Origin of the sequence: Butyrivibrio fibrisolvens, assembly GCF_023206215.1 — a bacterium.
Classification (GTDB): Bacteria; Bacillota; Clostridia; order Lachnospirales; family Lachnospiraceae; genus Butyrivibrio; species Butyrivibrio fibrisolvens_C.
Genome location: NZ_CP065800.1, coordinates 1,913,070 through 1,926,395 on the forward strand (window position 1 = coordinate 1,913,070; position 13,326 = coordinate 1,926,395).

The 13,326-nt window shown below is 39.9% G+C and carries 9 protein-coding genes and 1 riboswitch; all 9 genes read left to right on the top strand.

Going from position 1 to position 13,326, the window contains the following annotated elements:
- The first annotated feature begins 211 nt into the window (after positions 1 to 211).
- The 9 genes from I7804_RS07870 to folE all read left to right on the top strand — a co-directional run bounded on the left by I7804_RS07870 (position 212) and on the right by folE (position 13,260).
- Entirely contained in the window at positions 212 to 2,329 is a 2,118-nt protein-coding gene (locus I7804_RS07870) for an HD-GYP domain-containing protein (RefSeq protein WP_248405824.1), read from the top strand.
- Positions 2,330 to 2,775: 446 nt separating this feature from the next.
- A complete protein-coding gene (locus I7804_RS07875) occupies positions 2,776 to 4,449 on the top strand; it encodes an HD-GYP domain-containing protein (RefSeq protein ID WP_248405825.1) in 1,674 nt (557 codons plus the stop codon).
- A 91-nt stretch (positions 4,450 to 4,540) separates the two neighbouring features.
- Complete coding sequence (locus I7804_RS07880) at positions 4,541 to 7,096, top strand: HlyD family efflux transporter periplasmic adaptor subunit (protein WP_248405826.1); 2,556 nt, start codon at positions 4,541 to 4,543, stop codon at positions 7,094 to 7,096.
- Positions 7,096 to 7,827 (top strand): ABC transporter ATP-binding protein, encoded by a 732-nt coding sequence (locus tag I7804_RS07885; RefSeq protein ID WP_248405827.1) that lies wholly within the window; start codon positions 7,096 to 7,098, stop codon positions 7,825 to 7,827. The genes I7804_RS07880 and I7804_RS07885 overlap by 1 nt, the downstream gene beginning before the upstream one ends.
- A 44-nt stretch (positions 7,828 to 7,871) precedes the next feature.
- Positions 7,872 to 9,134 (top strand): ABC transporter permease, encoded by a 1,263-nt coding sequence (locus I7804_RS07890; RefSeq protein ID WP_248405828.1) that lies wholly within the window; start codon positions 7,872 to 7,874, stop codon positions 9,132 to 9,134.
- Positions 9,135 to 9,410: 276 nt separating this feature from the next.
- Positions 9,411 to 9,917, top strand: a complete 507-nt coding sequence (locus tag I7804_RS07895; protein ID WP_248405830.1) for an HD domain-containing protein — start codon at positions 9,411 to 9,413, stop codon at positions 9,915 to 9,917.
- Positions 9,918 to 9,984: 67 nt separating this feature from the next.
- Entirely contained in the window at positions 9,985 to 10,944 is a 960-nt protein-coding gene (locus I7804_RS07900; protein WP_248405831.1) for a hypothetical protein, read from the top strand.
- A gap of 179 nt (positions 10,945 to 11,123) precedes the next feature.
- Positions 11,124 to 11,222: riboswitch (THF riboswitch) on the top strand.
- 67 nt (positions 11,223 to 11,289) lie between these two features.
- The gene (locus tag I7804_RS07905; RefSeq protein WP_248405832.1) at positions 11,290 to 12,579 is read left to right on the top strand and encodes a bifunctional folylpolyglutamate synthase/dihydrofolate synthase; all 1,290 of its coding nucleotides are present in this window, start codon (positions 11,290 to 11,292) and stop codon (positions 12,577 to 12,579) included.
- Positions 12,580 to 12,705: 126 nt separating this feature from the next.
- The gene (gene folE / locus I7804_RS07910) at positions 12,706 to 13,260 is read left to right on the top strand and encodes a GTP cyclohydrolase I FolE (RefSeq protein WP_022755127.1); all 555 of its coding nucleotides are present in this window, start codon (positions 12,706 to 12,708) and stop codon (positions 13,258 to 13,260) included.
- The last annotated feature ends 66 nt before the right edge of the window (positions 13,261 to 13,326 follow it).

The window sequence follows — 13,326 nt, forward strand, 5'->3', positions numbered from 1 at the left end:
TTAGATACATATAACAGCAAAGCCTTAGAGCGATGATCATCTTACGAGATGTGACCTGCTTTAAGGCTTTTTTGTATAAATTAAAACTTGATTTTAATTTATATATGTCGATATACAATTTGTAGACTTTTATAATTCAAAAATACAGATTCATGTTTGAACCGTATGTCATATCTTTAGTTTATTAAAATATTTCATCGGATGGATATTTATGAATAGACTTATAAAAAGCGGATGGATCCTTGGAACTATTATATTTATAATTGCCGTTATCATAAATTGTTTATTTAGTTATATATCTATGAAAATTGGTATACCGCCTATTTTGGGCTTGGCAGGTTCTATGGCTATAGCTATTATGGCGGGATATTTTCCTGCAGTATGGGTTGTTATGTTTACTCATATCATCACAGGTATTTTTATCAATCAGTTTTTGTACTATACTCTCATCAATATTCTTATTGTCATTATTACAGCTTATTATTCTCAAAAAGGCTATTTTAAACGCAGATCCAAGATTGTCAGGTATGTACTGATCACTTCTTGTATCAGTGCAGTTTTAAGCGGCGTAATAGTAGGAGAGACTGGCGAGATCAATGCAGAGATAATGAGAGATTCAATGCCTTTTAATGTATTCTCTCTATCTTCTATGGAACTGCTACTTTTGTTTGCTGTTGTTATTTTTTTTATAGCTATTCCGGCTCAGATCATAGGCCTTGTAATTGCTTTTTTTATAGTCAGGATCATTCCTGAAGATATAAAGAAGACCTTACATAATTTTGGCTGGCTTCAAAAGCCGATCGATGATGAGGAAGTTGAGCTTTTTAACAGGACCAGAACCAGAGTTATTACGACTAATACTGTGTTTATAATCGCGCTTATCTCAACATGTCTTACAGTACTATTATTAGTTGCTTCTATTGGCAGCAGACTCTTTATAGAGCACACTCAGGATGAGCATGAGAAGCTTGCTAAGGGCGTATCTGAGATGGTAGCCAAGGTGATAGATGGTGACAGGATAGATGAGTATATAGCAAGTGGGGGATATGGTTATGAGTATGAGAAGATGTACAAAGCACTTGAGAATATACGAAGCATATCCGGTGATATCGAATACGTATATGTTTATAAGATAATGCCTGATGGCTGCCATGTTGTCTTTGACCTTGATTCGGAAGATGTTGTAGCTGCAGATCCGGGTGAGGTAGTGCCCTTTGATCCTACTTTTGAACAGTTTGTTCCCTCTCTTTTAGAGGGCGGCGATATAGATGTATTTGTATCTGATGACTATTATGGATGGCTGCTTACTTCTTATACACCTATCCATAATTCAAAAGGTGAGACTGTATGCTATGCAGGCGCAGATATATCTATGAAGTATCTGTCCAATTATACAAGACAGTTTTTTATCAGGCTCCTTATTCTGTGTTCAGGAATAATCATAGTGATCATAATTACAGGACTTTGGATAGCCAAATACAGGATCATCTATCCGGTTAATTCTATGGTAGAAAGAGCCAGATTCTTTAAATATGACAGTGAAGAAGCCAGAATAGGCAATGTGGAACTTCTAGAAGATCTGGATATCCGTACAGGTGATGAGATAGAAAGACTCTATAACTCTTTTTTGCAGGTTACTAAAGACAGTATGAAGAGTTTTAGTAAGATGCAGCAGAAGTCTGATTACATCGAGAAGGTTCAGGCCAATCTCATAGTGATTCTAGCCGGTATGGTTGAGAACAGGGATGAATCTACAGGCGATCATATAAAGAAGACATCCATGTATACCCTTATCATTATGAAGAATATGAGAAAAATGGGTATACACCTTGAAGCCCTTACAGATGAGTATATAGATGATGTCTATAAATCTGCCCCTCTTCATGATATAGGCAAGATCAGAATAACAGATGCGATTCTTAATAAACCGGGGAAGCTTACGCCTGATGAATTTGAGGTCATGAAGCAGCATGCTCTATATGGTGGTGAGATAATCGAAAAGCTCCTTGAATCACTTACTCAGGCAAGCTACCTGGAAGTGGCCAGAGATATAGCCATGTATCATCATGAAAAATGGGACGGCTCCGGTTATCCGTACGGCCTCAAGGGCGAAGAGATCCCGCTTAGTGCAAGGATCATGGCTGTTGCAGACGTATTTGATGCACTTATTTCAGACAGAGTTTATAAGAAGGCATTTCCTTTTGAAAAAGCCATGAGCATAATTCAGGAAGAGTCAGGAACACATTTTGATCCGGAAGTAGTTAAGGCTTTTATGCTGGATCCGGAAGATGTAAGAGCAGCTGCAGATATGCTGAAAAAGGACAAATAATAAAATGAACAAAGTTTCATTGAAAAAATGGTCTGGAGTAATTGCCGTATTTCTATTGGCAGTACTATTCAACTGCATATTGTGTCTGGGGTGTACCAGAATGGGCCTGATGCCGGCACTGGGGATTGCAGGCTCTATGTCTGTTGCTGTTATGTCCGGATATTTTCTGGGAGTCTGGGCTGTGTTTGTGACAGAACTGATCGTCTCATTGTTTATAAAAGAGTACATATACTATGGGTTTGTTAATGTTCTAAGCGTCATTATCACAACATATTATTATAAAAAAGGATATTTCAAAAAAGTCCGGTATATTTACATATCTTATCTTTATTGCCGGAATCAATACTATTCTTACGAGTCTTATCCAACTTCAATCAGGTCATCTAAGTGAGGATCTTTTTACGATCAATGCTTATTCGACTGCGGTGGGAAGTCTGCCTGCGAGCATGCTTGCCAGGTCGTCTGTCATAGTATTTACTACTGCGATCATATCTCATGTGATATGTCTTATGATAACCTACATTGCAGTAAGGATCGTTCCTGCTGATATCAAAAAACTTCTTAATGAATTTGGATGGCTTCAAAAACCCGTTAAAGATAGTGAACTTGAACAGATCAGTAAGACAGAAACCAGAAAGACTAAGATAGGAACTGTCTTTGCAATATCTCTTATAAGCACATGCCTTGTAGTGCTTGTTGTAGTTGCAATTGTAGCTAGTTCTCTTTTCGTACAACATACAAAAGATCAAAGGGAAAGACTTGCTGTCGGAGCATCTCACATGGTTGCAAATATCATAGATGGGGACAGGGTTGATCTTTATATACAGAGCAAAGGAAACACGCAGGAATATAAAGATATAAAAGGCGCTTTGGAAAATATCAAAAAGATGTCTGCTGACATAGAATACATCTATGTCTATAAGATAGTTGAGGATGGATGCATCGCGGTATTTGATATAGATACTCCTGATATGAAAGCTGCAGATCCGGGTGAACTGGTGCCGTTTGATGCATCATTATATGAGTATATCCCTGCTTTACTAAAGGGAGAGAGAATCGAGCCTTTTATATCTAATGAGTATTATGGCTGGTTTCTTACCTCTTTTATTCCGGTATATAACTCGGATGGTGAGACAGTGTGCTATGCGTGTGCCGATGTATCTATGAAATATCTGGGCGTATATAGGCGGAATTTCGTAGTACGTATTCTGATCCTGTGTTCAGGAATGATCGTAGTTATCATAATCACAGGACTATGGGTATCTAAGTACAGAGTTGTATATCCTGTTGATACTATGGTCATGATGTTCAAAGATTTCAGATATGACAGCGAAGAGGCCAAAAAGGCTAATCTTGCGCTTTTAAGTAAACTTGAGATCCGTACAGGCGATGAGATAGAGAGGCTCTACAATTTCTTCGTTCAGGTTGCCAAGGACAGTAGTAAGAGTTTTAGCAAGATGGTCCAGAAAACAGATTATATAGAAAAAATGCAGTCTGATCTTATAGTCATACTGGCTGATATGGTTGAAAACAGGGATGAGTCAACCGGTGATCATATCAGAAAGACTTCAATGTATACTCTTATTATCATGAGACAGATGAGGCGAATGGGTATAAAATCAGGCATGCTTACCGACGACTATATACAAAATGTATATAAATCTGCCCCTCTCCATGATATAGGTAAGATAAGGATTCCTGATGCGATTCTTAATAAACCCGGTAAACTTACACCTGAAGAATTCGATATCATGAAAAAACATTCTGTATATGGCGGAGCTATTATTGATGAGCTGATAGAATCTCTTCCACAGGCAAGTTATCTTGAAATAGCAAGGGATATAGCTTTGTATCATCATGAGAGATGGGATGGTACAGGATACCCTGAGGGTCTTAAGGGTGAGGAGATTCCGCTTCCTGCAAGGATCATGGCTGTTGCAGATGTTTTTGATGCGCTTATATCTGACAGGGTCTATAAGAAGGCTTTTTCATTTGAAAAGGCGATGGATATCATAAAAGAAGAATCAGGAACGCACTTTGATCCTGATATAGTCAAGGCTTTTTTTGCAGTGTCTGATGAAGCCATGGAGACTGCCAAGAAGCAGAGCGGGAAGTCTTAAGCTACATTTAAGTTTAAATAAAGCTTGCTTTAAAGATAGGTCGTTATAGTGTACTTCGAAGATTAACGTGAACTATTTTTCGGAGGCTATAATGAAGGATTACGAATTAGATGAGCAGGCAATAGATAATAACGGGGTATATAGCAATGTGGCTGACGGTGATGGAGATATTGCTAATGAAGATACCAGTAGTGAGAGCATTATTGGAGAAGGTGACATTCTTGAGGATAGTAGCAATAAAGATCTGATAGACGAAGATAAGATCTACGAGAAGATGATAGGTGAGGATCTTATTGGCGAATATAATATCCATGATGATATGCTGAGTGATGAGCTTGCGGATGAAGATACAATCAATGAATATCCTACCAATGAAGAGTCATTGGGTGAAGATTCTATAAATGATGACTCTACAAATGAAGATCTATTAGATGAAGACTTTGCCTATGAAGATGAGTCTTTAGAAGATGCTTTCGAAGATGACGAGTCTGGTGAATCCGCTTTGTCAAATAAGAAGGATCTTAAGATAAGCCCTAAAGCAGTTCTTATAAAGTGCGGCAATGGTATTAAGTCTCATAAGAAGATGGTCTTTGCTGCAATTGCTGTATGTCTTGCCGGCGCTGTGGGAGTATCGGCGTTGTCTTTTGCCAAGGCTAAGGGGGAAGAAGTGGAGGCTGTTCCGGCAGCTACAGAGCAGATCATCAAGCAGGATCTGTCCAAGTCCATAGCAGTAAACGGGACTATTGCAAGTAGTGCAAGTTACAGTCTTTCTAGTGAAGTGACGGATGTTACGGTTAGTGAGCTCAATGTGTCTGTTGGTGACAGGGTCAAGGCAGGAGATGTCATCGCAGTTCTTGATACTACATCTTTAGAAAAATCCCTTGAAATTGCTAACAAGAATCTTGAGACTACCAAGGAAAAAAATGAGCTTGACGTAGATGCTTCAAAGAGAAGCTATTCTAATGCCACAGAGTCAGCTTCTACTCAGAATGAGAGAGCCAAGGATGATGTAGATAAGGCGCAGGATGAACTTAATAAGTCTACTAATGACATGAATACTGCAAGTAAAGATGTAGATACCACCAAGGCTGACTCTCAGAGTAAGGATGCTGCAGTAACAAGTGCCAAAGATGATGTTACCAATGCTACTAATAATGCAAACAGTAAGTCAGATGCAGCTACTAAGACTCAGAAGGAGTATGACAATGCGGTAAGTGCTCTGTCTGATGCCCAGGCGCAGCTTGATACTGCCAAGGCCAATGCTCAGACTGCTATAGATGCTGCCAAGACCAAGGTAGATACAGCACAGGCTGCATATGATACAGCTCTTTCTGACAAGAATGCTGCCCAGAGTACTTATGATACTGCCAAGAGTGCCTATGATACAGCTGCAGCTGAACTTGAAGATCTCAGATCTCAGAAAGATTCAGAGAATCCTCCGGAAGATATAGATACACAGATAAGTAATAAAGAAAGCGATGTTGCAACTAAGAAGGCAGATATGGATACAGCCAAGCAGACGCTTGATGATAAGACATCTGCCTATGATACAGCTTCATCTACTCTTGACAGTGCTAAAACTGAGCTTAGTAATGCTCAGAATAGTCAGGAGTTAAAAGATGCTCAGGCCAAATATGATGCAGCCCTTGAAGCCAAAAATAAAGCAGAACAGGCCAATGACACCGCACAGACAGATAGTAAGAATGCTCAAAGAGACCTTGAAAGTAAGCAGTCAGCTCTGACAGAAGCACAGACAGCTCAGTCTGAAGCAAAGAGTAAACAGTCAGAAGCTCAGTCCAAGTATGATACTGCCAAGTCTCAGACTAAGACCAATCAGGAAAGCCTTGATAAGGCCAAAGAGAATCAGGAAGATACCAAGAGAAGCAGTGATAAGAGCGTTGCAGACAGCGCTGATTCTGTAACTAGTAGTAAGCTTTCGGCAGAGTCTTCTGAGCTTACAGCTCAGCAGGAAGTTGACAAGATCACAGCTCAGATTGAGAAGGCTACGATCATTGCTCCTTTTGACGGAGTTATCACAGTCCTGGATGTAAAACAGGGAGATACCTATAAAGGAGGAGAGCTGGCTCTTCTTCAGGATGATAGCGGATACAAGGTATCAGCTACAGTAGATCAGTATGACATAAGTGATATCTATGAAGGTATGAAGGTTACTATTAAGACTGATACAACAGGGGATGAGCTTATGGACGGAATCCTGACTTTTGTATCACCTGTTCCTAAGGCTACAACAGCATCTTCCTCTACCAATGAATCTGCAGGTACATCCGCTAGTACAGACTATCCTATAGAAGTTACCATCACTAATCCAAGTGACAGACTTCGTATAGGTATGACTGCCAAGCTTACTATCATCCAGCAGGAAGTTACAGATGCTCTAACTGTATCAGAGTCATCTGTTCAGATTGATGATAACGGTCAGCCATATGTGGAAGTAGTGACAGGAACAGATGCTGATGGCAATATGGAAACTCAGAATATATCAGTATCATACGGACTTAAGACAGACTATTATGTCCAGATAATAGGAGATGGAATCTCTGAAGGCATGGAAGTTAAAATGCCTGATCTTATGACTGATACAGGCAGCTATGAGGATACGGGAGACTTTACGGAAGGCATGTACTGATGAGTGATATTATGATCGATGCAAGAGGCATCATTAAAAGATTTAATATTGGTAAGGAAAATGAGCTTGAGATACTACACGGAGTGAATCTAAAGGTCAGAAAAGGAGAGTTTGTATCCGTAGTAGGTCAGTCAGGATCCGGCAAATCTACTCTTATGAATATAATAGGTATACTGGATAAGCCTACGAAGGGATCCTATATACTTGACGGAATTGATATAGCCAAGGCCAAAGATAATCAGCTATGTGCAATACGTAATCAAAAGATCGGTTTTGTATTCCAGACTTACAACCTGATCCCCAGAACAAGTGCTCTTAAGAACGTGGAACTTCCTATGTTATATGCAGGAGTTAAGGCAAGAGAGAGAAAAGAAAAGGCCATGGAACTGTTAGAACTTGTAGGAATGGGCGAAAGGACAGATCATAAGCCTGATGAACTTTCAGGTGGTCAGAAGCAGAGAGTTGCTATAGCAAGAGCTCTTGTCAATGATCCTGCCATAATTCTTGCCGATGAGCCAACAGGAGCTTTGGATAGTGCAACCGGAAGGGCTGTCATGGATCTTTTCCATAAATTAAATGAAGAAAAAGGAATCACTATAGTCTTTATAACCCATTCTAATGAACTGGCAGAAGAGACAGGGAGAATCCTGACACTTCGAGATGGAATGATCATAGGCGAAAGACAGGGAACTAATCATAATTCCTATGTTAAGGCAGCAAGTAACTTCTGACCGGCTGGATTATTTTTTCATACATAATAAGGAAAAAAATAGAAATGATATTAGAAAATATAAAGCTGTCTCTTTCAGCTCTCTATGCCAATAAATTAAGAACATGTCTTACGATGCTGGGAATAGTGATAGGTATCGCTTCTATGATAGCTATCATGACAGTAAGTGATGCTATGAATAAGTCTACTATGAATTCCATGGGAGATATGGGTGCCAATGTAGTTAGCGTATTCCTCACTCAGAAAGCTGATGAGAACGGAGAATACGATGAGAATGTCCGCGCTATGAAAGACAAGGACTACGTTTCGAGCCAGATGCTTGAAGGCATCCGAAAGACTTTTGGCAGTAGTATAAGTGGCATCTCCATATCTGCAGAAGTAGGCAGCGTGAAAGTTACAGATAAGAAGAACTATGCCAATATAACCCTTATTGGAAGCAATGCTACAGGTATCAAAAAGAACAATCTTACAATGCTTGCAGGAAGAAGTTTTGTATCAAAAGACTATGAAGATGGCAAAAAAGTTATCCTTGTGAGCGATAAATATGTTCAGAATATGTTCAGTGGTGATAATGAAGGCGCCCTTGGGCAGAATGTCGAAGTTGTTATAAACGGCAAATACTACAACTATACTATCGTAGGAGTATACGAATATCATGATACAGGATACAGTAGCGGAACAAGCCAGAGGGACATTCAGACAGGCGCCTATATACCATACATGACAGCAACAAGGCAGCTTAGAGAAGAGGCTAATATTACTAACTTTGATGTGATCACCAAGGCTGGAGCAGATCCGACACAGTTATCCTTTGATCTTATGGATTATATGAATGAGAACTTCTATAAAAACAATGATGCTTATGAAATCTATGCTTATAGCATGAAGGCTGAGCTTAAAGAGATGGAGAATATGCTTAATACTCAGAAGATGGCCTTCATGGCAGTTGGAGCCATATCTTTACTGGTAGGCGGAATCGGTGTTATGAACATCATGATCGTATCTATTACAGAGAGAACCAGAGAGATAGGCACCAGAAAAGCTCTTGGAGCTACCAATGGTTATATAAGGCTTCAGTTCATTACAGAAGCAGTAGTTGTATGCTTTATCGGCGGAATAATCGGTGTGATACTGGGTATTGTATTTGGAATAGCTGCATCAAATCTTATGAACTATCAGGGAAGTCCGTCAGTAACAGGTATCGCTGCATGTCTACTTTTCTCTATAGTATTCGGAGTGTTCTTTGGATATTATCCGGCAGGCAAGGCTGCAAAGCTCAATCCTATTGAAGCGCTGCGGTATGAATGAGGTTACGACTTTGTAAGCCCCTCGCCGCTAGGGTGGGAAATTTGAAAATAATAAGAAGTTTTTGCAATGATTAATACACGGTTCGATTCTGTAGCTTCTCTAGGTATACCAGATTGCTCAAGTGAGATATTATCGGTGTGTTAAATATGATCAAATATTGCATCGACAATATAAGAAAAATCATAAAAACAAAAAACAATTATTGCAAAAACAATTATTTGAGATTAGAATACAAACATCTGTTCGTTATATGTATTTTAAAGGATTAAGGTTTTAATGTTGAGGATAAGATACGAAGCACAGGAAACAGTTAAGTTAGTCGGAGCCAAGATCATGGCATCCAGACAGTTTCAGGAAGCAGATCTCCAGACACATCATCATGTTACCACCGTTGCAAGACATAGCTTCAGAGTTGCATGCGTATGCTTTTGCATATGTCATTTCCTTTATGTTGTCTTCAAGATAAGGACTAACTGGCAGCTTCTTATCGTATGCGCCCTCTTGCATGACCTTGGCATTATAGGCAGACACTTCAAGTATGCAAGTAAATCTGAGTGTTATATGAAACATCCGGTAGATTCAGTTGATATAGCAGATAGTCTTCTTGGTGGACTTGATGATACCGCAAGAGATATCATAGGCAATCACATGTGGCCTGTGACTCCCACACGTCCTCGTACTATTGAGGGATTTATAATAACTGTAGCTGATAAGTACAGCGCCATGACAGATTTCATTCCTATGAATCATAGGCAGATGCTTGTAGAAGCTGCTATTTTATGATGAATATTATTTTAGCCGTCATGTAAAAATGGCGGCTTTTTTTCGCATAATACATATGAGGTTATCTATGAAAGCATATTATCACCTTCCGGGGTTGTTTGAGTTTTATGAATTTTATAAAGTTTTTTTGCCTATATTTAGGGAGCATAGGGAGTATTTCTATGACTGGTGCGATATAGGTTCTATATACGGTGCTCCTGGAGACTGTCTCTGGGGAGGCGGGAGAGTAGGATTTGGAGATGCAGATCCTGTTAAGGTCAAGTCTTTGATGGAAGCATATAACATATCCATGCGTCTTACTTTCAGTAATTCTATGTTAAGACAAGAGCATCTGTCTGACCCAAAGTGCAATGAGCTATGTGCCATGTTTGAGGGTAGGGATACAGTAGCGATCTGCGATTATCCAAAAGCCGTAAAGGGCGTTGCGGGAGCTTTTGAGGATTCAGATGTAAAGAAGAACGGCATAATAATACATTCTGATCTGCTTCTTGAGTATGTTAAAAAGAAATACCCGGGATATTATTTTGTTTCATCCACAACCAAGGTTCTGACTGGTTTTGAGGATCTTTGCAAGGAACTTGACAGGGAAGATTTTGACTATGTAGTTCCGGATTTCAGACTTAACAAAGAATTTGATAAGTTAAGTTGCTTAACTGCTGCTCAGAAGGATAAGGTAGAGTTTCTTTGTAACGAGTGCTGCTTCTTTGGATGTTACGATAGGAAGAAATGTTATGAAAATGTCAGTCTCAAGTGCCTTGGACAGAAGGTAGAGGATCATATATGCGTATCTCCTGACAAAGACAAGGGTTATCGCTTCTCAGATGCCATGAACAATCCGGGCTTTATAGGAATAGATGATATTCAAAACATATACCTTCCTATGGGATTTTCTAATTTTAAGATTGAAGGTCGTAGTCTTGGAAGCGCTATAATCCTTGAGTTCTTGCTATATTATATGACCAAGCCTTCCTATCAGCTCAAGGTAAGAGAAGAGATATATCTTGACAGTTCGCTTGATCTTTTTTAACTCTTTAAAGGTGCGCGCCTGATAATGTTATTTATATACAGCCTGTTAGGGTGATGTCTGGATGACTTAATGGAGGCTTTATATATTTTTATATTGAATTATCAGATGAAACATAGTAGTATTAGCTACGAAGAAATTCATAGAACGTTTGTTCAAAAACTTTTAAATCAGAATAAAAATGCAGAGTAGATTTCAAAGCGTTAAGTGCTAGGTGAACAGGGAGTTGTCACTTGGACGAAAAGTTAAGTCTTGCGGTTTTGGAGTCGCATCCCGCTGCTACATACCAGGATATTATACCTTCTTATGTAGTTGTCAGGACGAGCATAAGGAGGTTTTTTATTGCAAATGATGAATTATGAACAGGCACTAAATTACATTGAATCAATCGAGAAGTTCGGCATAGACCTAGGACTTGACAGGATGAGAGAGCTTCTTAGGCGCCTTGGAGATCCTCAAGACGGGCTTAGATATGTACATGTAGCAGGAACTAATGGTAAGGGTTCTACAGTTGCTTTTATATCCAATATTCTCATGGCAGCAGGCTACAAGACAGGTATCTACATATCGCCGTCTCTTGACAGATTCACTAAGCGTATTCAGGTTGATGGCAGGGAGATAGACAGGGATGTTCTGGCTGCGCTGACACAGAAGGTCAAAGATGCTGCTGATAGCATGCAGCAAGACGGACTGTCTGTCCCTACAGAGTTCGAGCAGGTCAATGCAATTGCTTTTCTTTACTATAAGCATGAAAAGTGTGATTTTGTAGTACTTGAAGTAGGTCTTGGCGGAAGGATGGACTCTACTAATGTTATTAACTGTCCGGAAGTTGCAGTCATTGCTTCTATAAGCTTTGATCATATGCAGTATCTTGGTAACACCCTTCCTGAGATAGCAGGCGAGAAGGCCGGCATCATGAAAGAGGGCGGAGACGTAGTTGTATATGACCAGGCTCCTGAAGTTATGGAAGTATTTAGAAATGTAGCCAAGGAGCGCGGTTGCAGACTCTACGTATCAGGAATGCCTGAAGGAGATAAGGCAATAAAATATGATCTTACTGGGCAGTATTTTAAATATGAGTCTGAGATATATCACATAAGCCTTCTTGGAGACTATCAGATCCGTAATGCGTCGCTTGCTCTGGCAGCTGTTCGTATATTGCAGAGCAAAGGTTATGACAAGATCACAGAAGATGCTATAAGACAGGGCCTTGTTAATACCAGATGGGAAGGCAGATTTGAACTTTTGCAGGATGATCCTAAGGTGATAGTGGACGGAGCTCATAACCCTGATGGTATCAGAGTATTGTGTACTAGTTTGAAGCGTCTTTTTCCTGATAAGAAGATCATATTTATAGCCGGAGTTCTTGCTGATAAGGATTACAAGAGCATGATGAAGATGGTGGCGCCTCTTGGCAAGGTCTTCCACACGATCACACCGCCCAATAACAGAGCACTTCCTGCTGAGGATCTTGCGGATACTTTCAGATCCTTTGGTAGTGAGGCTGTATCTCATGGCAGTGTAGAAGAGGCGCTTGATAGTGCGCTAAAAGAGGCAGCAGAAGATGATGTTATATGTGCATTCGGATCACTTTATTATATAGGCCAGATTAGGAAGCTGATCCTTGGAGCGGTATAGAAGGTGTGATCAGACATTGATTTAGTAGTCACATTATAAAAGTGTCAGTATAGTGATGCTTTTTATTATTCCCTAGAAGAATGGGAATCTATAGATTTATGGTTATATAAACGAGGAGGCAGTACTTTGGACGATAATAAGATTAAAGAAGGTGTAAGACTTATTCTTGAAGGAATAGGTGAAGATATAAACAGGGAGGGACTTCTTGAAACACCCGACAGGATCGCAAGGATGTATCATGAACTGGCAGCAGGATATACTGAGGATGCGGCAACTCACCTTGCCAAGCGTTTTCATGTGGATACTTCAGATATAGTTGTTGAGAAGGATATTCCTCTTTATTCATTTTGTGAGCATCATATGCTTCCTTTCTATGGGACAGCAGCTGTAGCATATATTCCGGATGGAGAGGTTGTAGGTCTTAGCAAGATCGCACGTACAGTAGACGTATTTGCTAAGAGGTTCCAGGTTCAGGAACGCCTTACATCTCAGATAGCAGATGCCTTTGAGACAGAACTTCATCCCAAGGGAGTTATGGTACTTGTAGAAGCTGAGCATATGTGCATGACCATGCGCGGAATACGTAAGCCGGGATCTAAGACAGTTACAGTTGTAACAAGAGGCGCGTTCGCTACAGATAAGAACCTTCAGGACACCTTCTATCGCATGATAGGAAGATAAATTTAGTCATAAGCTCTGGATGTTCTAACTAATAGCCACTCGTTTTCATTCGTGGCATGAGGCTCA

What these genes read in the sequence shown, in the direction of transcription:
- I7804_RS07870 (WP_248405824.1), top strand. Translation starts at nt 212, where the DNA reads ATGAATAGACTTATAAAAAGCGGATGGATCCTTGGAACTATTATATTT.
- I7804_RS07875 (WP_248405825.1), top strand. Translation starts at nt 2,776, where the DNA reads ATGCTTGCCAGGTCGTCTGTCATAGTATTTACTACTGCGATCATATCT.
- I7804_RS07880 (WP_248405826.1), top strand. Translation starts at nt 4,541, where the DNA reads ATGAAGGATTACGAATTAGATGAGCAGGCAATAGATAATAACGGGGTA.
- I7804_RS07885 (WP_248405827.1), top strand. Translation starts at nt 7,096, where the DNA reads ATGAGTGATATTATGATCGATGCAAGAGGCATCATTAAAAGATTTAAT.
- I7804_RS07890 (WP_248405828.1), top strand. Translation starts at nt 7,872, where the DNA reads ATGATATTAGAAAATATAAAGCTGTCTCTTTCAGCTCTCTATGCCAAT.
- I7804_RS07895 (WP_248405830.1), top strand. Translation starts at nt 9,411, where the DNA reads ATGTTGAGGATAAGATACGAAGCACAGGAAACAGTTAAGTTAGTCGGA.
- I7804_RS07900 (WP_248405831.1), top strand. Translation starts at nt 9,985, where the DNA reads ATGAAAGCATATTATCACCTTCCGGGGTTGTTTGAGTTTTATGAATTT.
- I7804_RS07905 (WP_248405832.1), top strand. Translation starts at nt 11,290, where the DNA reads ATGATGAATTATGAACAGGCACTAAATTACATTGAATCAATCGAGAAG.